The 21711-nt window shown below is 68.6% G+C and carries 21 protein-coding genes; 14 read left to right on the top strand and 7 right to left on the bottom strand.

The window, feature by feature from the left end; genetic code table 11:
- Positions 1–10: 10 nt before the first annotated feature.
- Genes IM689_RS02140 through IM689_RS02120 form a run of 5 tightly spaced genes read left to right on the top strand, consistent with a single transcriptional unit; the run spans position 11 to position 3300 of the window.
- The gene (locus tag IM689_RS02140) at positions 11–652 is read left to right on the top strand and encodes a TetR/AcrR family transcriptional regulator (protein WP_319803760.1); all 642 of its coding nucleotides are present in this window, start codon (positions 11–13) and stop codon (positions 650–652) included.
- 40 nt (positions 653–692) lie between these two features.
- Positions 693–1658 carry an NADPH:quinone oxidoreductase family protein gene (locus tag IM689_RS02135; protein ID WP_193642672.1) on the top strand — a complete coding sequence of 322 codons (966 nt, stop codon included), beginning with the start codon at positions 693–695 and terminating at the stop codon, positions 1656–1658.
- Positions 1659–1672: 14 nt separating this feature from the next.
- Entirely contained in the window at positions 1673–2074 is a 402-nt protein-coding gene (locus IM689_RS02130; RefSeq protein ID WP_193642671.1) for a hypothetical protein, read from the top strand.
- Positions 2075–2119: 45 nt separating this feature from the next.
- Positions 2120–2701, top strand: a complete 582-nt coding sequence (locus IM689_RS02125) for a DivIVA domain-containing protein (RefSeq protein WP_193642670.1) — start codon at positions 2120–2122, stop codon at positions 2699–2701.
- On the top strand, positions 2701–3300 hold the full coding sequence (locus IM689_RS02120; RefSeq protein ID WP_052946811.1) for an NUDIX domain-containing protein: 600 nt from the start codon (positions 2701–2703) through the stop codon (positions 3298–3300). The genes IM689_RS02125 and IM689_RS02120 overlap by 1 nt, the downstream gene beginning before the upstream one ends.
- Positions 3301–3307: 7 nt before the next feature.
- Here the strand turns inward: IM689_RS02120 and IM689_RS02115 are convergent, their stop codons facing one another.
- Both IM689_RS02115 and IM689_RS02110 read right to left on the bottom strand, forming a co-directional pair.
- Positions 3308–3769 carry a phage holin family protein gene (locus IM689_RS02115; RefSeq protein WP_082128643.1) on the bottom strand — a complete coding sequence of 154 codons (462 nt, stop codon included), beginning with the start codon at positions 3767–3769 and terminating at the stop codon, positions 3308–3310.
- Positions 3770–3839: 70 nt separating this feature from the next.
- Positions 3840–4619: a VOC family protein gene (locus IM689_RS02110; protein WP_193642669.1), complete on the bottom strand. Its 780-nt coding sequence runs from the start codon at positions 4617–4619 to the stop codon at positions 3840–3842.
- 139 nt (positions 4620–4758) lie between these two features.
- Here IM689_RS02110 and hisC point away from each other — a divergent pair, with 139 nt between their 5' ends.
- The 5 genes from hisC (at position 4759) to IM689_RS02085 (ending at position 11216) form a co-directional block, all read left to right on the top strand.
- The gene (gene hisC, locus IM689_RS02105; protein WP_193642668.1) at positions 4759–5853 is read left to right on the top strand and encodes a histidinol-phosphate transaminase; all 1095 of its coding nucleotides are present in this window, start codon (positions 4759–4761) and stop codon (positions 5851–5853) included.
- A 215-nt stretch (positions 5854–6068) separates the two neighbouring features.
- On the top strand, positions 6069–7271 hold the full coding sequence (locus tag IM689_RS02100) for a thiamine pyrophosphate-dependent dehydrogenase E1 component subunit alpha (protein ID WP_193642667.1): 1203 nt from the start codon (positions 6069–6071) through the stop codon (positions 7269–7271).
- On the top strand, positions 7268–8296 hold the full coding sequence (locus IM689_RS02095; RefSeq protein ID WP_193642666.1) for an alpha-ketoacid dehydrogenase subunit beta: 1029 nt from the start codon (positions 7268–7270) through the stop codon (positions 8294–8296). The genes IM689_RS02100 and IM689_RS02095 overlap by 4 nt, the downstream gene beginning before the upstream one ends.
- An 11-nt stretch (positions 8297–8307) precedes the next feature.
- The gene (locus tag IM689_RS02090) at positions 8308–9789 is read left to right on the top strand and encodes a dihydrolipoamide acetyltransferase family protein (RefSeq protein ID WP_193642665.1); all 1482 of its coding nucleotides are present in this window, start codon (positions 8308–8310) and stop codon (positions 9787–9789) included.
- A gap of 80 nt (positions 9790–9869) precedes the next feature.
- Positions 9870–11216 carry a TrkH family potassium uptake protein gene (locus tag IM689_RS02085; RefSeq protein WP_193642664.1) on the top strand — a complete coding sequence of 449 codons (1347 nt, stop codon included), beginning with the start codon at positions 9870–9872 and terminating at the stop codon, positions 11214–11216.
- Positions 11217–11235: 19 nt separating this feature from the next.
- Here the strand turns inward: IM689_RS02085 and IM689_RS02080 are convergent, their stop codons facing one another.
- The 3 genes from IM689_RS02080 to IM689_RS02070 all read right to left on the bottom strand — a co-directional run bounded on the left by IM689_RS02080 (position 11236) and on the right by IM689_RS02070 (position 14756).
- Complete coding sequence (locus IM689_RS02080) at positions 11236–12186, bottom strand: hypothetical protein (RefSeq protein ID WP_193642663.1); 951 nt, start codon at positions 12184–12186, stop codon at positions 11236–11238.
- A gap of 105 nt (positions 12187–12291) precedes the next feature.
- Complete coding sequence (locus tag IM689_RS02075) at positions 12292–14196, bottom strand: MDR family MFS transporter (RefSeq protein ID WP_193642844.1); 1905 nt, start codon at positions 14194–14196, stop codon at positions 12292–12294.
- A gap of 62 nt (positions 14197–14258) precedes the next feature.
- Positions 14259–14756, bottom strand: coding sequence for a MarR family winged helix-turn-helix transcriptional regulator (locus tag IM689_RS02070; RefSeq protein WP_193642662.1), 498 nt, complete (start codon positions 14754–14756; stop codon positions 14259–14261).
- Between the two features lie 148 nt (positions 14757–14904).
- On the opposite strand from IM689_RS02070, the gene IM689_RS02065 reads away from it, so the two are divergent.
- Both IM689_RS02065 and IM689_RS02060 read left to right on the top strand, forming a co-directional pair.
- Positions 14905–17016 carry a cytochrome c oxidase assembly protein gene (locus tag IM689_RS02065; protein ID WP_193642661.1) on the top strand — a complete coding sequence of 704 codons (2112 nt, stop codon included), beginning with the start codon at positions 14905–14907 and terminating at the stop codon, positions 17014–17016.
- 4 nt (positions 17017–17020) lie between these two features.
- Entirely contained in the window at positions 17021–17842 is an 822-nt protein-coding gene (locus IM689_RS02060) for a carbon-nitrogen family hydrolase (protein ID WP_193642660.1), read from the top strand.
- Positions 17843–17870: 28 nt separating this feature from the next.
- Here IM689_RS02060 and IM689_RS02055 read toward each other — a convergent pair whose 3' ends face one another.
- Positions 17871–18704 (bottom strand): PDDEXK family nuclease, encoded by an 834-nt coding sequence (locus tag IM689_RS02055; RefSeq protein ID WP_193642659.1) that lies wholly within the window; start codon positions 18702–18704, stop codon positions 17871–17873.
- Between the two features lie 214 nt (positions 18705–18918).
- On the opposite strand from IM689_RS02055, the gene IM689_RS02050 reads away from it, so the two are divergent.
- Complete coding sequence (locus IM689_RS02050) at positions 18919–20745, top strand: NHL domain-containing thioredoxin family protein (protein ID WP_193642658.1); 1827 nt, start codon at positions 18919–18921, stop codon at positions 20743–20745.
- 36 nt (positions 20746–20781) lie between these two features.
- Here the strand turns inward: IM689_RS02050 and IM689_RS02045 are convergent, their stop codons facing one another.
- Positions 20782–21141: a nuclear transport factor 2 family protein gene (locus tag IM689_RS02045; protein ID WP_193642657.1), complete on the bottom strand. Its 360-nt coding sequence runs from the start codon at positions 21139–21141 to the stop codon at positions 20782–20784.
- A 105-nt stretch (positions 21142–21246) separates the two neighbouring features.
- On the opposite strand from IM689_RS02045, the gene aroQ reads away from it, so the two are divergent.
- Positions 21247–21711, top strand: coding sequence for a type II 3-dehydroquinate dehydratase (gene aroQ / locus IM689_RS02040; protein ID WP_193642656.1), 465 nt, complete (start codon positions 21247–21249; stop codon positions 21709–21711).

Below are 21711 nucleotides of genomic sequence, written 5' to 3'. Positions count from 1 at the left end.
GCTCAATAGAGTGAGCGAGAAGATTTCCACCGCCCCGACCAAGCGGGTACGCCTGACGAAGGACGAGCGCAGCAAGCAACTCGTCATCATCGGCCTCAAGAAGCTGGCGTACCGCCCCATCCAGGAGGTCTCGCTCGACGAGGTCGCCGCCGAGGCCGGCATCTCGCGCGCCCTGCTCTTCCACTACTTCCCGACGAAGGCCGCGTACTACGAGGCTGTCGTGCACGCCGCCGGGCGCCGGGTCGTTCACACGGTACAACCGGACGCCGACGCCACCGGGCGTGAAGCGCTGCGCCAGGTCATCACCCGCTACATCGCACGCATTGCGCGACGACGCGAGATCTACATCGCCCTCGTGCGCGGCAACCTCAGCGACTTCGGCGGCGCGGAGGCCGCGGACACGTGGCGCGGTCGCGTCACCGACTTCGTCCTCGACGCCCTTGCCGACGACGGCGTGAGCGCCAGTCCCGTCACGATCCGCGGCTGGCTCGCCTACGTTGAAGACCTGGCCCTGTCGTGGACGAGCGGCGAAGCCGAGGGCGAACGCCCCGGCCGTGACGAACTCGTCGAGCACTGCGAGGCCGCGCTCGACGCCCTGCTCGCGGTGAACCGCACCACCCCCTTGCCGTGGGGCGAGAACCCCACCGCCTGAACCACTCGACACCCGACGAACCGCACCAAGGAGAAGAACGATGCGCGCAGTACAGGTCACCACGCTCGACGGCCCGTCGGCCGTCGAGATCAACGACATCGCCGAGCCCACCCCGGGTAAGGGCGACGTTCTCGTCGAGGTGCGGGCCGCGGGCCTGTGCTACCCCGACTCGCTGCTGACGCGCGGGCTCTACCAGATGAAGCCCGAGCCGCCCTTCGTCCTCGGCTCCGAGGTGGCGGGCGTCGTCGTCAGGGCCCCGGAGGGTTCGGGGTTCGGTGAGGGCGACCGCGTCGTTGCTTTCCCCGGCTTCAGTGGCCTCGCCGAGCGCGTGGCCGTGCCCGCGCCGTTCGTCTTCGCGCTGCCCGACGGCGTCTCCTTCGAGGAGGGCGCGGCCCTGCCGATGAACTACCTCACCGTGCAGTTCGCGCTCGACCGACGCGGCCGCCTTGCCGAGGGGGAGACCGTGCTCGTCCACGGTGCCGCCGGCGGCATCGGCATCGCGGCGATCCAGCACGCGAAGGCGCGCGGGGCCAAGGTCGTCGCCGTCGCGTCGAGCGAAGCCAAGCGCGAGATCGCGACGGCTGCGGGCGCCGACCACGCCATCGCGCCGGAGGGTTTCAAGGACGCCGTCATGGAAATCACCGAGGGCCGCGGCGTCGACATCGTCGTCGACCCGGTCGGCGGCGACCGCTTCACCGACTCCCTGCGCAGCCTCGGCGTCGAGGGCCGCATGCTCGTGCTCGGCTTCACCGGCGGCTCGATCCCCGAGGTCAAGGTCAACCGCCTGCTCCTCAACAACATCGACGTCGTCGGCGTCGGCTGGGGTGCGTTCTGGATGCCCCGCCCCGAGACGGTGCCCGAGCAGTGGAAGGCCATCGAGCCCCTCGTCGCGAGCGGCGCGCTCAAGCCGGTGCTCGGCCCCGTGCGTCCGCTCGAGAAAGCCGGCGAGGCCATCGCCGAGATGGAGGAGCGCCGCGCCGAGGGCAAGCTCGTCCTCACCCTCTGAGCTGATTTTTTCGGATGGGTAAGCGCATCGCGTACACCGAATTTCCGGGCACCGAAGTCGGCGTCCCCAAGGAGTATCACTTGGCGTTGCAGTACGTCCTGAAGCAACGCGGCGGGTGGCAAGCCTGGTGGGCGCCGGCCGAGGTGGATCATCTCGAAATCGAGCTCAATTTCCGGCACCGAAAGCGCGCCGGTGTCGTAGTGCGCCGTATCGAGCCGAAGGGGTTGCCTCCCCACATCCTGGCCTCGCTCACCAGGTTTCCTGACACGGTATGGCCAGTAGATGACCGCATCGAACTTGCGCGCTCAGATCTCGCCGTGTTGCTGCAGCGGGTCGCCGAACGCATGGGGCTAGATGCGCCGCCTGAGCTTCCGCCGCGGGGGGAGATCGCAGCGTACATTCGGGCGCTCCGGTAAAGACTGCTTCCGCTTCCGAGTGTGCCGACGTGAAAGGCTGGGGCCATGGCGTGGAGCAACAGGCAGATCGAGGTCGTCGAGCGGGCGCGGTTCGCTCCGGTCGCCGTCGGCGGGTACCACCCCGAGGATGTCGAGCGCCTGCGCCTGCGGGTGCTGACGGCGATGCGCAAGGCCAAGCCGTTGCCCGACCTCGACGCCATGGCGCTGCGGCGCGCACCCCGCGGCGGTGTCTCCCCGACGCAGGTCGCCGGTTTCCTCACGCTCATGTCGGTATGGTCCGCCACCACCGTCGTCGAGCACCCCGACGAGGTGGCGCGCCGCGAGCGCGACGCCGAGATCGCCGCGCTGACGACACGGGACGACGACACGACGCTGCGCTGGACGCACGAGCAGATGGACCACGTGCGCGAGAAGAAGTTCACCCTCGTCGGGCGCGCCTCGACGAGCTACGACGAACACGACGTCGACGACTACCTCGACTCGGTCGTCATCGCGATGCGCCGTGGCATCGAACTGCCCGATCCGCAGTACGCGCGGTTCGACTCGGCGGGGCTACGCCGAGGGTACGACCCCAAGGAGGTCGACGACTTCCTCGACGAGATTGCCCACATGCAACCGGAGGGCTGATGAGCGACCAGACGCACGAGCAGGAGCGCGAGATCAAGGCCAAGGTGGCCGCCGAACTGCGCGAGGCGACGGTGGCCGAGGCCTCGGCCGAGGAGTTGCCCGACGAGAACACCGTCTCCAAGGCGGCCGTCTACCTCAACACGAAGCTGCCCAAGACCCGCACCATCGCGCAGGCACTCGTGCGCGACGAAGCGGGCGGCGTCATGCTGTGCGAGCTCTCGTACAAGCGCTTCTGGGATCTGCCCGGCGGCGTTGTCGACCCCCACGAGTCGCCCGCACACGCGGTGGTGCGCGAACTCGACGAGGAACTCGGCGTCAAGGCCACCCTCACCGGGCTGCGCGTCGTGTCGTGGCTGCCGCCGTGGCGCGGCTGGGACGACGCGATGCTCTACGTCTTCGAGGCCACGCTCGACCGCTCGAGTGACGACTTCACCCTGCAGCGCAAGGAGATCGCCGGCATCCACCACGTGGCGCCCGGCGACCTCGACGACCACGTCGCGGCGTACACGGCCAAGGTGATCCGCCAGGCTATCGCGGCCGCCGACGCCGGACGCTTCGGCGTCTACCTCGAGAACGGCGAAGCGCCCGACTGGGCGTGATCGAGGCTCAGTAGCGCGACATCGTCGGCCCGCCCGGGCGACCGGGGCCGCGGCGGTCGTAGCCGCGCGGCGCAGGACGGCGGGTGTCGTCGTCGGTGTCGAAGAAGAGGCCCAGCACCCACGACACGAACGTCACGACGAGGGCGCCGAGCACTGCCGTCGGCCAGAACTGGTCGACGTGGAAGTCGAGACCGAACACTCCCGCGAGCCACGACGTCAAGGCCAGCATGGCCGCGTTGATGACGAAGATGAACAGCCCGAGCGTCACGATGAGGAACGGGAAACCGAAGAACTTCGCGACGGGCCGGACGACGGCGTTGACGAGGCCGAACACCGCCGCGACGACGGCGATGGTGAGCACCTTGGAGGTCGTGGTGCTCGCTCCGTCGGCCAGCGTGATGCCGTCGACGAGCGCTGCGGCGGCCCAGAGTGCGAGGCCGTTGATGGCGATCTTGAGCAGAGTGCGCATGGCCCCAGTGTGACCCCGGTAGCTGTGTCGCAGGTGGGAGGACCCCTGAATCGCCGTCGCCGTGCGTCGGTTACCGACCGCCCGAGATGCCGAAGGCAGCGCCCTGCGGATCGGTGATCACCGCGGTGAAGATGCCGCCCGGAGCCTCGTTCGGTCCGGTGACGATCCGGCCACCCGCCGAGCGAGCCCGGCCGAGGGCATCATCCACACTCGGCACTGTGAAGTAGCTGAGCCACGCCGGACCCTCCCGTCCACCGAGCTGCATGATGCCTCCCGCAGCCTGGCCGTCGATCTCGACGATCTGATACCCGCCCGATTCGCCCATCTCCAGCTTCTCGCCGGTGTTCCAGCCGAATACCGACGCGTAGAAGGCCACGGCGGCCTCCGGGTCAGTGGTCGTCAACTCGTGCCAACTGCCGTGGCCGATGCGCTCGGGTTCGAACGCTCGCGAGTTCGGCGGCTCCTCCGGCGGGCGTGGGGCCATGATCGAGAAGACGGCGCCTTGGGGGTCGGCGACGACGGCGAAGCGGCCAGTGTCCGGAATGTCGCTGGGCTCCATGAGTACCGCCCCGCCCGCTTCGGCGACGGCACGGGCCGACGCGTCGGCGTCCGCGACCTCAAGGTAGAAGACCCAGTTCGGCGGTGGTTCCCCCTCCTGGTCGGCGAGCCGCATCATGCCCGCCACACCGTTGCCGTCGGCGTCGAGGCCCACGACGTAGTCGGAACCGCCTTCGTTCGCCGTCTGCCAACCAAGGACGGCAGCGTAGAACTCGCTCGCCGCCTCGAGGTCGTCGGTGCCCAGTTCGTACCAGCAGGGCGGGCCGGGTCGTGCTGTGTAGGTGCTCGCCATCGTCGTTCCCCTTCCGTGGCGGCTCGCAGGGCGAGCCGTCGGGCTCTCACCGCCGGGCGGCAGCTTCTTCGACGGTAGAGCGGCGGTCCGGGCATGGCAACGGATCGAGCCGACTTCGTGCGACCGTATGGTGGGGCCCATGACAGACGAGACCCTCGCCACTCCCGTCCGCCTGCGTACGACGCTCGACTCGGTGCCCGGCTACAAGCCCGGCAAACCGGCCGCAGCTGAGGGGGACACGGTCGTCTACAAGATCTCGAGCAACGAGAACCCGTACCCGCCGCTGCCGTCCGTCGTCGAGGCCGTCCACGAGGCCGTCGCGACGATGAACCGCTACCCCGACATGGCCTCCTCGGAGCTCACGCACGCGCTCGCGCAAAAGCTCGGTGTCAGTGACGACGAGGTCAGCTTCGGCACCGGATCGGTCGGCATCCTCGCCGCGCTCATCGCGATCACGTGCGAGCCGGGTGACGAGGTCGTCTACGCGTGGCGCTCGTTCGAGGCCTACCCCATCGTCACCGCGCTGACCGGCGCACGCTCGGTTCAGGTGCCCCTCGACGCCGATGCCCGCCACGACCTCGACGCCATGGCAGCCGCCGTCACCGACCGCACCCGCCTGCTCATCGTGTGCACCCCGAACAACCCCACCGGCCCCAGCGTTCGTACCGACGAACTTCGGGCCTTCATCGAGAAGCTTCCGAAGGATCTGCTCGTCGTTCTCGACGAGGCCTACCTCGAGTTCGTCGAGGCCGACGACGCTCCGGACGCGCTCGCGTTCTACCGGGAGTTCCCCAACGTCGTCGTGCTGCGCACGTTCTCCAAGGCCTACGGCCTGGCGGGGCTGCGCGTCGGCTACGCCGTGGCGCGCCCGCGCATCACCAAGGCCCTGCGCAAGGCGGCCACGCCGTTCGGCGTCAACGACATGGCACAGAAGGCGGCTGTCGCCAGCCTCGCTGCGTACGACGAACTCGAGGAGCGCGTGCAGGCCCTCGTCGCCGAGCGTCGACGCGTCGTCGAGGCGCTCGCCGACGCCGACCTCAACATCCCCGACACGCAGGCCAACTTCGTCTGGCTGCCGCTCAGCGAGCGCACGGAGGAGTTCGCCGGCGTCGCGAAGGACGCCGGACTCGTCGTGCGTCCGTTCGCGGGGGAGGGCGTGCGCGCCACCATCGCGGAGCCGGAGGCCAACGACCGCCTCGTCGACGTTGTGAAGGGTTTCGTCGGCACTCGATGACCACATGGTGAGACTCTCCGCTCACCCCTCGAAATCCGCGGCGGCGCAAGGAAAAAGTGACGTGCGGGTAGTGCTTTGCAGGTCGTTTCGTCGGGTACCGTCATCATCGGTGGCGTGACCTGCGTCACAAGATCCCGACGAGGTGGTACGGCGCATCAACCGTCCACCACCGAACGCGGGGGTGACGCATCGTTCGCCTCCGCCGAGGAGGAACGATGACGATCTCCGGAGCATCGGAAGGCATCGACGGCGTCACGCACGTCGCAGGCCACAAGCTCGACGGTTTGCCCGACGTCACGGACGGCGGCCCGGACATGGTGCAGCTCATTGCGCCCGACGGTTCGCGCACGCCGATGTCGAGCGTCAACGAGCCGTACGTGGAAGCGCTCAAGGCCATCACGGCCGAAGAGGTGCGCGCCATGTACCGCGACATGGTGCTCGTGCGCCGGTTCGACATCGAGGGCTACAGCCTCCAGCGCCAGGGTGAGCTGGGCCTGTGGCCGCAGCTCCTCGGCCAGGAGGCCGCGCAGGTCGCCGCCGGCCACGCCATGCGTGAGCAGGACTTCGCCTACCCGGGCTACCGCGAGCACGGCGTCGCGTTCTGCCGCGGCATCACGCCCGCGCAGGTCTTCGCCACCTACCGCGGTGTGAGCCACGGTGGCTGGAACCCGGCCGACCACAACTTCGCCACGTTCACCATCGTCATCGGCAACCAGATGCTCAACGCCGCCGGCTACGCCATGGGCGTGCGCCTCGACGGCCTCGTGGGCACGGGAGACGACACGAAGGACACGGCCGTCATCGCGTTCACGGGTGACGGTGGCACGAGCCAGGGTGACTTCAACGAGGCCATGGTCTACGCGGCCGTCAACCACTCGCCGATGGTCTTCTTCATCCAGAACAACGGTTGGGCGATCAGCGAGCCCAACACGCGTCAGTTCATCATTCCGCCGTACAAGCGCGCGGACGGTTTCGGCTTCCCCGGTGTGCGCACCGACGGCAACGACGTGCTCGCCACCTGGGCCGTCACGCGCCGGAGCCTCGACAACGCACGCAGCGGGCTCGGCCCGACGCTCATCGAGGCCTTCACCTATCGCATGGGCGCCCACACGACGTCCGACGACCCGACGCGCTACCGCGAGGACGCGCACGTCGAGGCGTGGAAGGCCAAGGACCCGATCGCGCGTCTGCGCGCCCTGCTCGAGCGTGAGAACCACGCCGACGCGTCGTTCTTCGGCGATGTCGACGCCGAGGCGAAGGATCTGGCCGCCGGTTGGCGCCGCTCCTGCGTCGAGATGGCCGACCCGGAGATGACGGCGATGTTCGACCACGCCTACATCGACCTCGACCCGCAGCTGCGCGCGCAGCGCGAGGAGTTCGCCGAGTACCTCGCGTCCTTCGAGGAGGCGAGCGCGTGAGCACGTCGGAGACCGCTGAGAAGGCTCCCGTTCGCGCCAAGAAGCCGCCGAAGCTCTCGCTCGCCCGCGCTCTCAACGCGGCGATGCACGACGCGATGGTGGCCGACGACAAGGTCGTCGTCATCGGTGAGGACGTCGGTGACCTCGGCGGCGTCTTCCGCCTCACCGACGGCCTCAAGCGCGAGTTCGGCGAGCGCGTCATCGACCCGCCGCTGGCCGAGTCCGGCATCGTCGGCTCGGCTGTCGGACTCGCGATGCGCGGCTACCGCCCGATCGTCGAGATCCAGTTCGACGGCTTCGTGTACCCGGCCTTCGACCAGATCGTCAGCCAGGTGAGCAAGCTGCACAACCGCACCGGTGGGGCGGTGAAGCTGCCGATGGTCATCCGCATCCCGTTCGGTGGCGGCATCGGCGCCGTCGAGCACCACAGCGAGTCGAACGAGTCGTACTTCGTGCACACCGCCGGCCTGCGGGTTGTCGTCTGCTCGCGGCCAGTCGACGCGTACTGGATGATGCGCCAGGCCATCGACTCCGACGACCCGGTCGTGTTCTACGAGCCCAAGCGTCGCTACCACGAGCCGAGCCCCGACCAGCTCGACCTCGCAGCCGGCCCGCAGCGCGGCCTGTACGAGGCCGAGGTCCTGCGCGAGGGCACCGACCTCACGCTCCTGGCCTACGGCCCGATGGTGCGCACCTGCCTCGACGTGGCCAAGGCCGCCGAAGAGGAGGGACGCTCGCTCGAGGTCATCGACCTGCGCACGCTCTCGCCCCTCGACGAGGAGACGATCTGCGAGTCGGTTCGCAAGACCGGTCGCGCCGTCGTCGTCCACGAGGCCGCCCGCACGCTCGGTATGGGCGCCGAGATCGCCGCCATCATCCAGGAGAAGTGCTTCTACTCGCTCGAAGCGCCGGTGCAGCGCGTCACGGGATACGACATCCCGTACCCGCCGAGCCGCCACGAGCGCGAGTACCTTCCCGGCCTCGACCGCATCCTCGATGCCGTCGACGCAGCCTTCAGCTTCTAGGAGACACGCCAGTGCCTGTTCTGCAGTTCCCCCTGCCCGATCCCGGTGAGGGCCTCGTCGAGGCCGAGATCGTCACGTGGCACGTCGCCGCGGGCGACACCGTGGAGGTCAACCAGCCCGTCCTCGAGATCGAGACGGCCAAGTCGCTCGTCGAGCTGCCCATCCCGTGGGAGGGCAAGGTCGTCGAGATCCTCGTTCCTGAGGGTGAGACCGTCGAGGTCGGTACGCCGATCGTGACGATCGAGGTCGGAGGCGACGTCGACGTTGCCGAAGCCGAGGCCGCCGTCGACGGTGCTGCCGAGGTCGACGCCTCGACGTCCGAGACGCCGGCCGAAGAAGCGGCTGACGACATGCAGGCCTCCGCCGAGGTCGCGCCCCCGGCCGACGACGCTCCGGCGGCCACGGCAGCCGAGGGCGACGAGGAGCCGCAGCAGAAGACCCTCGTCGGGTACGGCCCGACGGCGTCCAGCACGAGCCGCCGCGCCCGTCGCAACCGCCCGGACGCAGGTGAGCGTGCGCTCGCCGCCCCGGCGACGCGCGGTTTCGCGAAGGCGCAGGGCGTCGACATCGACGAGGTGAAGGCCTCGCGCGACGACGGCGTCGTCAGCCGTGACGATGTGTCGGCTGCGGCAGGAGCGTCGACTCCCCGCCACATGCGTCCCGACGCGCCTGCGGCTCCGGCTGCCCCGAGCGCGGTCGACGCCGCTGCGGCCGCTCGCTCGACGGCCCCCGAGCGTCCGGTCGTTCCGGCAGCGGCCCCGGCTGCTTCGGGCGGCCTGACGGACGAGCGTCTGCCAATCAAGGGCGTGCGCAAGGTGACGGCCCAGGCGATGGTGAGCAGCGCGTTCACCGCGCCGCACGTCAGCGAGTTCTACACCGTCGACATGACGCGCACGATGGAGTTCGTCAAGGAGTTGCAACGCGACCGCGAGTTCCGCGACGTCAAGGTGACGCCGAACCTCATCGTCGCGAAGGCGTGCCTCATCGCGATGAAGCGCGAGCCGATGATGAACGCGCTGTGGGACGAGGCGAACGCCGAGATCGTCATGCGCTCCGAGGTGAACCTCGGCATCGCGGCGGCCACCGACCGTGGCCTGCTCGTGCCGAACATCAAGGACGCCGGACGCTTCGGGCTGCTCGACCTGGCGCGCGAGATGGCGAAGCTCATCGACATCGCCCGTCACGGCAAGCCGAGCCCGGCCATCCTCAACGGCGGTACGTTCACGATCAGCAACATCGGCGTCTTCGGAGTCGACGCCGGAACGCCGATCATCAAGCCCGGTGAGAGTGGCATCCTGGCCATCGGCGCGGTGCGTCCGATGCCGTGGGTCGTCACGAACGACGCCGGTGAGCAGGACATCGCGATCCGCCAGGTGGCCCAGCTCTCGCTGAGCTTCGACCACCGCCTCATCGACGGCGACGTCGGCTCGCGCTTCCTCTCGACGGTCGGCCAGATCCTCGAGAACCCCGCGAAGGGCATTGCCTGGGCCTGACGCCGCCCGTGTGGCAGGGCGGGGATTACGCTCGGGGCGGGCCGCAGTCAGGCGGCCCGCAGGGCGGAGATGGGAAGCCGATGCGTGATCAGTGGGTCAAACGGCTGAGGTTCCGGCACGCGGGGCAGGTCGTTGTCGCCGCATTCGCGGCAGCGGTCGCGGTCGGCACGGCGTTGCTCATGCTGCCGATCGCCACCACGGCGCCAGGCTCTGCGCCCGTCGTCACCGCTGTGTTCCACGCGACAAGCGCCGTATGCGTCACCGGCCTGTCGACCGTCGACACGCCGAACTACTGGACGCCGTTCGGCCAGGTCGTCATCCTCGTCCTCATCCAGATCGGCGGCTTCGGCGTCATGACGCTCGCGTCGTTGCTCGCCATCGTGCTGACGAAGAAGCTCGGGCTGCGCAGCCGCCTCACAGCTGCCAGCGAGACGAAGGCCGAGGGTCTGGGCGACATCCGCAACGTGCTGTTAGGCGTCGTGCGCGTGACGTGCACCGTCGAGATCCTCGTCGCGACAGCCCTGACTCTGCGATGGTGGCTCGGCTACGGCCATTCGTTCGGCCGTGCCGCGTACCTCGGTGTCTTCCACGCCGTTTCGGCGTTCAACAACGCCGGTTTCGCGCTGTTCAGCGACAATCTCATGAGTTACGCGCGTGACGTGTGGATCATTGCGCCCATCAGCGCCGCGATAATCCTCGGTGGGCTCGGGTTCCCGGTCATTATGGAGGTGATCCGGGTCCGCAGGCGGCGCCGTTGGAGCCTGCACACGAAGATCACCCTCATGATGTCGACGTCGTTGCTGCTCATCGGCGCCGTCGTGATCACCGCAGTGGAGTGGAGTAACCCGAAAACGCTCGGCCAGATGGGCCTCGGCGAGAAGCTCCTCGTGGGCACGTTCCACAGCGTCTCGCCGCGCACCGCGGGATTCAACGCGTGGGATTACGGCCAGGTCGACGAGGGCACCCTCTTGTCGACGATCATCCTGATGTTCATCGGTGGAGGATCCGCCGGTACTGCGGGCGGCATCAAGGTGACGACGTTCTTCCTCCTGTTCGTCGGCATCGTCGCGGAGATGCGCGGGGAGACGCATGCGACGATCTTCGAGCGGCGCATCGCCGATCGCACGATGCGCCAGGCGCTCAACGTCGCCCTCATCGGCATCGCGGCCGTCGTCGCCTCGACCCTGATCCTCACGCAGATATCCGACATTCGCCTCGCCGAGTTGCTGTTCGAGTCGACGTCAGCGTTCGCGACGGTCGGGTTGTCGACCGGTGTCACGGCCAAGCTGCCGGATGCCGGTCAGCTGCTGCTCGTCGCGCTCATGTTTCTGGGGCGCCTCGGGCCGATCACCCTCGTCTCTGCATTGGCGCTGCGCGAAAGCACACGCCGCTACACCTACCCGGAGGGGCGCCCGCTCATCGGCTGAGCGACCCACGCGCCGGACGTCAGTCGTCGGTCTCCCGGGCGGCCAGCTCGCGCATCGCTCCGGCCAGGCGGGCGTACTCGTGGCGCTTGGCCCACTCGGCCTTCTTGGCCTGCGACTTCTTCGCATTGCGGCGCGCCCCCACACCCCAGACGACGGCCAGGACGATGGGGAACCAGACCTTCGGATGGTCGAGCAGCCACACCACCCAGCCGGGCGGCGTCCAGTCCGGCCACGGGATGCTCGGCAGACTCGGCCACGGGATGTCGGGCCAGTTGATGTTGGGCAGATCGGGCCACGGGATGCTCGGCAGCGAGATGTTGGGCCAGCCGATGTCGGGCACGAGCGGCGCGAGCAACTCGACGATCCACGCGATGACGGTGGCGATGATCTCCGTGATGACCGGCGCGAGCAGGAGCATCACGATGGCCCACCCGCTCTTGCCGAGCCCGCCGAGCAGCGGGTAAACGACGCGCTTCCACGGGGACGCGTCCATCGCGTCCTGACGACGGGCAGCTGGGGAGTCCTCGGGCGGCTCGAAGGCGACGACCTCGTCCTCGGTCTTGAGGTGGATGTCGGTGAGGTGACGCCCCAGCGGGTCGGCCGTGATGTCGAAGCACGGCTTCGTCGCGGACGAACTCGAGGTGAACTTGCCGTCCGGCAGCGAGCGCGCCATCGGTGCCTTGCGCGAACCGATGCTCTGGTGGCGCGAGATCGTGCTCCCGTCACGGGTGATGACGAGCCCCTGGCGCTGCCACTGCTCGTTCATGCCGAGCATCGGGCGCACCCGACCGGCAAGGCGCCCCAGCCGTCCGTCGGCCTTCTTCGCCGCCGCAGTCTGCGCGAGCGCTTCGGGCGAATCGTCCTCGTCGGGTTCGGGGTAACTCGGGTCGATCTGGCGCAGTTCGTCATGCCATCCGACGTACGCCTCGAAGCGGCCGAGGCCCGGATGGTCCAGGCTCCATTTCTCCATCTTCGATCCTCTTCGCGCTCACGAGTGGTCGGCGTGCGCCGACATTCCATCACACGCAAATGCCCGCCCCGGCAGAGCCGGAGCGGGCATTTGAGGTGACGTCGTTCAGTCGTCCGATCGACGGTGACGCGGGGTCTTGTGTGCGACGTCCTCGCCCTGCTCGCGAAGTTCCACACGAACCTCGGCGTCGTGGACGGCCTCCGGGACGGGCTGACCGTCCGCGGCGATCTCCTCGATCGTCGGCGCTGCGCACCACGCGGAGCCCGTACCGACGACCTCCTCGGCCGGCGAGGTGCCACTGACGTGACCGTCGGCAGCGCGAGTGGTGGAGGGAGCCTCACCCTCGTCCATGCCATTGGCACTCGCAGCAGCGGCGGCCTCGCCCTCGGCCTTCGACTTGGCCGCAGCAGCGGCCGCCATGCCGGACTGCGTGCGCAGCTCGATCTTCGGCAGGAGCAGCAGCACGAGGAAGCCGAGGACGGAAATGCCCATCGCCGTGAGGAAGACGTGGTCCATGGCGTCCGCGAAGCCCGCCTCGAACGGGTGCGCGATGGCCTTCGGCAGACGCGAGATGACGGAGGAGTCCTCACTCACCGAGTTGAGCGCAGCGCCACCACCCTTCGGGTTCGCGAGACCCTGGACGATGCCGTAGGCCTCCTTGTCGGCCATGAGCGTCTTGTCGCCGAGCGCGGTCTGCAGAGCCTGCTTGAACTCCGGCGTCGCGGCGGCCGCCGTCATGTTCTCCTTGATGCGGTCGCCGACCGTCGAGAACAGCATCGACAGGAAGACGGCGACACCGATGGTTCCACCCATCTGGCGGAAGAACGTCGCGGACGACGTGGCCATACCGATCTCGCGCGGCGACACGGCGTTCTGCACGATGAGCGTCAGCGCCTGCATGCAGTTACCGAGGCCGAGGCCGACGAGGAGCATGAATGCCATGACGACCCACAGCTCGGAGTCGGCCGTGATGTGCGACAGCGCAAACATGCCGATCGACAACAGGGCCGTACCGATGATCGGGAAGATACGGATGACGCCGGTGCGCGCTGTGATCTGACCCGAAATGATCGAGGCCGACATCATGCCGAGCACAAGCGGAAGCATCATGAGGCCGGACTTCATCGGCGACGCGCCGTGCACGATCTGCATGTAGAGCGGCAGCATCATCATGGCGCCGAACATCGCCATACCGATGATGATCGAACCGACGATCGTCACCGAGATGGCGCGGCTCTTGAAGATGCGCAGCGGGATGAGCGCGTCGTCCTTCATGCGCGCCTCGACGGCGATGAACAGCAGGATGCCGATGATGCCGATGACGAAGCAGGCGATCGACTTCGTCGAGTCCCAGCCCCACGTGCGGCCCTGCTCGGCCACCGTCAGGAGCGGCACGAGGCCGATGACGAGCGCAGCCGCGCCCAGGTAGTCGACGCGAGCCTCGCGACGCTCGTGGTGCAGGTGCAGCGTGCGGGCCACGAGCATGAACGCGACAATGCCGAGCGGCACGTTTATGAGGAAGACCCAGCGCCAGCCCGTCAGGCCGAGGATGGAGCTCTGCTCGGCGAAGAAGCCGCCGATGACCGGGCCGAGCACCGACGTCGTACCGAAGACGGCGAGGAAGTAGCCCTGGTACTTGGCGCGCTCACGCGGCGGCAGGATGTCGCCGATGATGGCGAGAGCCAGCGACATGAGGCCGCCGGCCCCGATGCCCTGGATCGCGCGGAACGCGGCGAGCTGGTACATCGTGTCCGCGAACGAACAGGCGAGCGAGCCGATGATGAACGTGACGATGGCGAACAGGTAGAACGGGCGGCGCCCGAACATGTCCGACAGCTTGCCGTACAGCGGCGTCGCGATCGTCGAGGTGATGAGGTAGGCCGTCGTCACCCACGCCTGCGCGGACAGCCCGTGCAGGTCGTCACCGATGGTGCGGATCGCGGTGGAGACGATGGTCTGGTCGAGGGCTGCGAGGAACATGCCCATGAGCAGCCCGTAGAGGATGCGCATGATCTGCGCGTGGGTGAATTCGCCGGCTGCGGGCGCGGGGGCCGGCGGCGCTGCGGGTGACGTCACGTGTTGTTCCTTCGTGAGGAGTCTGTGGTGGGGGAGGCGGTGTCGGTCGCCGGCGCCGCGTAGGCGTCGAGCGAGGCCGAGAACTTGGTGAGGAGCCGTTCGAACTCGAGTGCTTCGTCGCTGCTCCAGTCGGACAGGAGCGACTGCACCCAGCGGGCGCGGCGCTCTCGCATGTCCTCGATGAGGGCGGTGCCCTCGTCGGTGAGGCTGACGAGCTGGGCTCGCCCGTCCTCGGGATCCTGGATCTTGGCCACGAGGCCGCCTCCGGAGAGGGCGCTCACCTGACGGCTGACGGTCGAGACATCCGAGTGGATGACCTCGGCGAGTGCGGAGACGCGTAGCGGCTCGGCCGCGAGGGCGTGGAGCAGCGGGAGCGACCCTTGTTCGGCGTGGGGGTGGGGGCGTGGGAGGCGACGCTTGTGCGCGCTGAGCGCTTTGAACGTGCCCACGAGCGACGTGGCGATTTCGCGCGCCACGGCTCGGTCGACGGTCATGATGTCCTTCGCGGGGTGGGTGGTGCCGCGTCGGGCGACGGGCGTTCTTTGGCGCGAACAACTATATGTTTGGTTGTGCCATACAAGCAAACCGTGCGGTCGCGAGGCCGTGATCGGCTTGTCGTGGCCGAACCGTATGCTTGGAACCATGTCGACGAACGCCCCCGAAACGCCCCGTGCCGGCTCTGCTGCGTCCACGTCGCGGGGGTCGGCTTCGGGGGTCAGCGGCCCTCAGGTTCTCCTCGTCGTCCTTTGTGTCGCGGTCGTCGTGGCTGCGGCCACCATCATCTTCACCGGCGCGAGCAAGGCCCAGCAGCTTCTCGACTCGGGTGCGCTCGTGCGCTGGGGCATCGCCGTGTTCAAGCCGGTCGCGGACGTCGCGATGGCGGCCACGATCGGATTCGCCGCGCTCGGCGCCTTCGTCGTGCCCGAGGGCAGCAAGACCGCTCGTGTTGCTCGGGCCGGACGCTGGGCCGCCATCAGCGCCACGCTGTGGTTCGCGGCGCTCGTCGTCGTCAGCTTCCTCTCCTACGGCGACCTCGCCGGTTTGCCCGTGAGCAGCCCCGGGTACGTGGGGCAGTGGTGGAGCAACACCTGGCAGATCGAGCTGCTGCGCAACCCCGCCCTGACAGCGCTCGCGGCCCTCGTCATCGCGCTCGTGTGTTGGTGGAGCGCCACCCGCGTCACGCTCGCCTGGATGACGGGGCTCGGTTTCCTCGCACTGTGGCCCATTGCGCTCAGCGGGCACGCGGCCGGATCGACCGATCACGAGACGGCCGTCGACTCGCTCATCCTGCACATCGCGCCGGTCGCCGCGTGGGTCGGCGGCATCATCGCGCTCGGCGTGATGTGGCCGCGCCTCGGCAAGGGAGCCGCGGCGTCGCTGCGCCGTTTCTCGGCCGTCGCCACGTGGTGCATCGGCCTCGTCGGTCTGTCGGGTGTTCTCGCTTCGACCCTGCGCGTGCACGAGATCGGCGAGTACTTCTCGACGCGCTACGGTCTCGTCATCGTGGCCAAGGCCGTGTGTCTTCTCGCGCTAGGAATCATCGGTTGGCAGCAGCGCCGCCGCGTCGTCGCCGTCCTCGAACGTGACGCCTCGGACAAGCCGAGCAAGGCCCTGTTCGCACGCCTCGCGTTCGTCGAGGCTCTCGTCATGGGTGGCGCGATGGGCCTCGCCGCCGCCCTGGCCCGCTCCGCCCCGCCGGTCGGTGAGGTGACGGAGAGCTCCGACCGCATCGTCAACCTCACGGGCTACGCGGCACCGCCGCCTCTGTCGGTCGAGAACTTCTTCGGCCAGTGGCGCATCGAGTGGCTGTTCACGGTCGTCGCGGTCGTCGCCATCGTCCAGTACGTGCGGTGGGCCGAGCGCCTGCGCCGGCGCGGTGACGCCTGGCCGATCCACCGCACCATCCTGTGGGTCGTCGCCTGGCTCGTCTTCCTCGTCACGGTCAACGGCGGAGCCGGCGTCTACGGGCGCGTCATGATGAGCGTCCACATGGCCGGCCACATGGTCATCTCGATGACGGTGCCCGTCCTCCTCGTCATGGCTGCTCCCGTGACGCTCATGCTGCGCGCCTGGGCGAAGCGCAAGGACGGCACGCGTGGCCCGCGTGAGGTGCTGCTTTCGGTCGTCCACAGCCGCTACCTCAACGTGGTGGCGAACCCGGCCGTCGCGGCGGCGCTGTTCTTCGTGAGCCTGTTGGCGTTCTACTACACTCCGCTGTTCGAACTGGCGCTCACGACGCACACCGGCCACATCCTCATGAACGTCCACTTCCTCGTGAGCGGTTACCTCTTCGCGTGGTCGCTCATCGGCATCGACCCGGGCCCCAAGAAGTGGCCCGCACCGCTGCGCCTGCTCGTGCTCCTCATCACCATCACGTTCCACGCGTTCTTCGGTGTCGCGATGATGACCGGCGACACGCTGCTCGCCCCGGGGTTCTTCGAGCAGCTCGGCTTCGTCGACAACCCGCTACGCGACCAGCAGGCCGCGGGAACCATCACGTGGGGTTCGGGTGAGGGCCCGACGTTCCTGCTGGCCATGATCGTGGCGTCCCAGTGGTACCGCTCCGACCGCATCGAGGGTGAGCGTGCCGAGCGTCAGGCCGAAAGGGACGACGACGCCGAACTTCGCGCCTACAACGAGTACCTCGCGGCGCGCGGTGGACGCCCCGCTTCGGGGGTGGAGCGTGACGGCGCCTCGTCGGCTACCGTCGAGAACGAAGAGGCCCGTTCGAACTCGTCGACCACGAAGGACTGAGAACATGCGCGTCGCAGTCATCCAGCTCGCCTACACCGACTCGGAGCCGATGGCCGAGCGCATCCACCGCGTTGCCTCGCTCGTCGAGTCGCAGGAGGGCGCCGACCTCGTCGTGCTGCCCGAGCTGTGGAGCGCCGGAGGTTTCGACTACCCGGCGTGGCCCGACAAGGCCCAGGACGTCGAGGGTCCGGTCGCGCAGGCGCTCTCCGAGGCCGCTGCGAACCTCGGCGCGTACGTGCACGCCGGTTCGATCATCGAGAAGTCGGGCGAACCCGGCCCCGAGGGGCGTGGACTGTGGAACACGTCGATGGTGTTCGACCCCGACGGTGAACTCGTCGGCACTTACCGCAAGATCCACCGCTTCGGGTTCGGCAACGGCGAGCCCAAGCTTCTCGAGGCGGGCGAGGATGTCGTCGTGCTTGACCTCGACGAGCCGTCGTCGGGGGACGAAAGCGGCAGCAACAGCGTCAAGGTGGGCCTCGCCACCTGTTACGACCTGCGCTTCCCGGAGCTGTTCCGCAAGCAGGTCGACGAGGGCGCCCAGATCTTCGTCATCCCCGCCGCGTGGCCGGCGGCACGCATCGCAGCGTGGCGCACGCTCCTGCAGGCACGGGCCATCGAGAACCAGGTCTTCGTCATCGCCTGCAACACTGCGGGCACGCACGCGAAGACGGAGATGGGTGGCAACTCGGCCGTCATCTCCCCGAGCGGTGAGGTGCTCGCCGAGGCGGGCCGCGGTGAGCGCGTGCTCACGCTCGACATCGACGTGGACGAGGTGCGCGCGGCCCGGGAGAGCTTCCCCGTTCTGTCGGACCGACGCCTGTGAATGGTTGTGTACGAGCGGGACGCCTGAGTCACGCTCGTACACAACCATGAGCGGAGAGATAGCGCTGGATCTGCGCGAAGAAGGGCTCCGGGCTGACACGTAGGGCCAACCGAGGGATACGCATCACGGTGAGTCCGCCCATCGCTATCTCGTTCTGACGCAGCGCGTCGGCCATGGGTACGTCGCCGACGTAGTGGTGCGCGCCGTCTATCTCGACATACAAACGTGCCGCTTCCCACAAGACATCGAGGTACATCCGCCCGCGGGGGCCGGGCCCCAGCACTTGCCGATCAGGTATCGGAAGGCCGCGGCGCCGACATTCGGCGACAAAGTCCAGTTCACCCATCGATTCGCTACCTCCGCTGATATCCGCAATCACGTCGCGGATGAAAGCGCGGCGTCGAAGTTTGGGAAGCAGGTCCAGCGCCTGCGTCATCCGGGGTGCGTGAACCAGCCGTTGCTGGACGCTCATGGACAGAAGTGCCGCGGCCTGACGGTCTGTCTCGGCCCACGCCGCCGCGCGCACGGCTGCGATGGCTTCGTGGGCGCGCGGTATGGGGTGGGGCCAGCGCAACGGCGTGACGGTGACGCGGTGGTGTCGAACCTCTGGCGTGGAGCGAGCCGAGGCGGTGGCGGGCATGGCCAGGTCGATGCAGTTCGACCGCCACCCGCTCAAGCCGGCGAGGAGAAGTGCACTCACCCCGTCTGCCCAGGCTGTTGGAGCGGCGTCGAAGGCTGCGGCGACGATGGGCGAGCGGACGTCGTTCCATGCCACGTCGACGACGCGCAGCGAGTGGTGCCCGAGGGGTTCCCACCGGCCGAGGCGGATCTGGGTGCGCACATCGAAGCGGTCGACACCCACGAGGGCGAGACGTCGCCTCGACAGGACGCCGTAGGAGGACGAAGCGAGCTCTCGGCCCAGGGCGGAGACGTCCCGATGTCTGCGAGTCATACGCCCCACTGTCGAAGAAACCGGTGGGGTGCTGCGGGAGCCCTGTGGACAACGCGAATGTTCGAGTATCAGCGTGACCGGGCAGTCTCGCTGATACCAAACATCGACCGTTAGGGTGTCGCGCATGAAACTTCGCGCCCCCGAACTGACCGGACGCGGCTGGCTCAACACCGGAGGCGGCGACGTGCGCCTGGCGGACCTGCGCGGCAAGGTCGTCGTTCTCGACTTCTGGACTTTTTGCTGCGTCAACTGCCTCCACGTCCTGGACGAGCTGCGCCCTCTCGAGGAGAGGTTCGGCGACAAGCTCGTCATCGTCGGGGTGCACTCGCCGAAGTTCGAGCACGAGGCCGACCCGGAGGCGCTCGCGGCCGCCGTCGAGCGGTACGCCGTGCACCACCCGGTGCTCGACGACCCGGACCTCGTGACGTGGCAGGCGTACGCCGCCCGCGCGTGGCCGACGCTCGTTGTCATCGACCCGGAGGGCTACATCGTCGCGTCGATGTCCGGCGAAGGTCACGGCCACGGCCTCACGACGCTCGTCGAGGAACTGCTCGTCGAGCACGAGGCCAAGGGCACCCTGCGCTCCGGCAGCGGCCCGTACGTTCCGCCGCCCGCGCCGAGCACGGCGCTGCGTTTCCCCGGCAAGGTGGCGCGCCTCGCCGACGGCACCTTTGTCGTGAGCGACACCGCGCATCACGAGGTCGTCCGCCTCGCGGCCGACGGTGAGAGCGAGCTCGCACGCTTCGGTGGTGAGGGTGTCTTCAACGAACCCCAGGGCCTGCTCGTCCTCCCGCCGGAGGTGGCCGAGCGCACCGGTGACGACCTGCTCGTCGCCGACAGCGTCAACCACGAGATCAAGGGCATCCGCCTGAGCGACGGGCGCGTGCGCACCCTCGCCGGAACGGGGGAGCAGCTGCGCGAGCGCGAAGGCTCCGGGCCGGGGCTCAAGCAGGCGTTGTCGACGCCGTGGGACCTCGCGTGGTGGTACGACCGTGTCGTCGTCGCCATGGCCGGAACACATCAGCTGTGGGTGCTTCACCTCGCCGAGGACCCGGCGCACAACACGGTTGCCGTGCTCGCCGGAACGTCGAACGAGGGCATCCGCGACGGTGCTGCCCACGACGCCTGGTTCGCCCAGCCGAGCGGCCTCGCCGCTTCGGCCGACGGTTCGCGCGTGTGGATCGCCGATTCGGAGACATCGGCGCTGCGCAGCATCGCCGTCACCGACGACGGTTTCGAGGTGACGACCCACGTCGGGCAGGGCTTGTTCGACTTCGGGCACGTCGACGGACCGGCCGGCGAAGCGCTCCTCCAGCACCCGCTCGGCATCGCGGAACTGCCGGACGGCTCCGTCGTCGTCGCCGACACCTACAACGGCGCACTACGCCGCTTCGACCCTGCGAAGGGCGAGGTCTCAACGCTCACGACCGGCCTCGCGGAGCCGAGCGACGTCATCGTCGTTCCGGCGACAGGCGACGACCGCGCCCATCTGCTCGTCGTCGAGGCGAACGCCCACCGCCTGACGCCCGTCGCGCTGACGCAGGAAGCACAGCACGTGCGCGGCGATGCGCACCAGACGCAACGACCCGTCACCGAGATCGCGAGTGGCGCAGCGGAACTCGTCGTCACGTTCGAACCGCCTGCGGGGCAGAAGCTCGACATGCGCTGGGGTGACCCGACGATGCTGCAGGTGAGCAGTTCGCCGGAGGCGTTCCTGCGCGAAGGTGCCGGCAAGGGCCAAGGGCTCACTCGATCGCTCGTCATCGACGAGAGCGTCGGCTCGGCGATCCTTCACGTCAGCGTGCGCGCGGCGGCCTGTGACGGCGATCCGGTCACCGGTGAGGTGCCCGAGCACGCCGCGTGTCACCTCTACCAGCAGGACTGGGGCATCCCCGTCATCGTCGTCGACGGAGCGCCGTCGACGCTGACGCTCGACCTGCGCGGAGTCTGAGCGCGGACCCGTAGCGCCCTCGGGCGTGCGCCGGGCTCAGACCAGAGGGGCGTAGAAGTAGCTCTGGCGGAAGGAGACCTTGCCGTCGGGCGCGAACCGGAAGAGGTCGGCGAACTCGAGCGACGCCTGATCGCCGTTCTTCAGCACGCCCTCGAACGAGCCGCCGACGAAGCCCTCGTCGCCCTCGAGCACGAGCGTGTGGACGCTGTGGCGTCCGCTCTCGATGACGCGCTCACCCTCGTAGAACGCCCGCAGTGCGTCCGCGCCCACCATGTCGGGGTAGCCGGGGCGGCGGTAGGTGGCATCCGGCGTGAAGATGTCGAGCACTCCCTCGACGTCGGCGGCGTCGACGACCTCGTAGTAGCGGTGGATGTGGGCCTTCTTGGCTTCACTCATGGCCGGTGCCTCCTGTGCGCTGTCGGGTTCGGTGCGACACACGATAGGGGTCGAGTCCGTGAGCCGTGGGTTTCGCACGCGCCGCGCGAACGGCAAGATGGGCGCATGACTTCGGCGCGCGGCACCCTTCACGTCCTCAACGGCCCGAACCTCAACCTGCTCGGCGAGCGTGAGCCCCACATCTACGGGGCCGACACCCTCGGTGACGTCGAGGAGCTGGCTCGCCGCACGGGCGGCGAGCTCGGGTTCGACGTCGAGTGCTTCCAGAGCAACCACGAGGGCGCGCTCGTCGACGAGATCCAGCGCATCCGCCGCACGAGCGTCGGCGTCGTCATCAACGCAGGCGCGTACACGCACACGAGCGTCGCCATCCGAGACGCCCTCGCGAACCTGGAGGCACCGTTCGTCGAGGTGCACCTCTCGAACGTCCACGCGCGCGAGCCGTTCCGCCACCACTCGTACCTGAGCGACAAGGCCGCCGCCGTCATCGTCGGTTGCGGTGTGCAGGGGTACGAGTTCGCGGTACGTCGCCTCGATGCCCTCGTTCCGGGTGGGGAGATCGCGGTCTGA

The sequence above is a fragment of the Dermacoccus barathri genome (assembly GCF_015070805.1).
GTDB classification, from domain to species: Bacteria; Actinomycetota; Actinomycetes; order Actinomycetales; family Dermatophilaceae; genus Dermacoccus; species Dermacoccus abyssi.
Note: the sequence above shows the minus strand (reverse complement) of the source record. Positions and strands in the feature narration are given on the sequence as shown.